We start from the raw sequence: 641 nt of genomic DNA on the forward strand, positions 1-641 counted from the left end.
TTATCTTAATGTAAGGACAAAGGGTTCCTAATCGTTTCATTGAGGAATTGCAAGTGAAACTTGGTGAAAATAAAAATTTTATCTCTTTGTAGATGATACCTTTTTAAAAAGGCTAAAGTGTTATTTGCAGTTCTAGTTGTATTTTTGCATGGTTATTTTTTATTGTGTTAACGGGATAAATCAATATGAACGATAGTTAACTTGACGTTTTAATCTACGAAAGATAGTTCAAACAAAGATGAGATATGTGTTTACGGTGAGAGATAAGGTGCGCTACCTGCAATTCGGTTTTTGTATAAAACTCGGATATTACTGTTGAAGACTGTTTCAGACGAATTTGCATATTCATGAAACAGTAAGGATAAATGTATGGAGTTTTCAAAAAAAATCTTTCTACTAATGTTTTTCGTTGTCATTTTGATGGTTACTTATTGGGTAAGGAAACAGAGTTCGGAACAATTCATTCCATTAGTGGATAAAACAACAAATGCATCGCATAAACTTTCAAAAGTTTCCATGGGAAGGCCGCCAACAAATGTTGTTGTTGATCTTGTAAAAATTCAAGATTTTCATAAACGGTTGAATGTTCTTGGGAGTGGGCAAGCCTTTGCTTCGGTGGAGTTAACTCCTTGGTCATCAGG

1 pseudogene is annotated in these 641 nt (G+C 33.7%); it reads left to right on the forward strand.

Annotated elements, in window-relative coordinates:
• Positions 1–369 precede the first annotated feature (369 nt).
• Positions 370–641 (forward strand): annotated as a pseudogene (locus ACFINS_RS10725) (efflux RND transporter periplasmic adaptor subunit); the annotation flags it as partial.

Origin of the sequence: Bartonella sp. AA2SXKL (genome assembly GCF_042197205.1) — a bacterium.
GTDB lineage: Bacteria > Pseudomonadota > Alphaproteobacteria > Rhizobiales > Rhizobiaceae > Bartonella.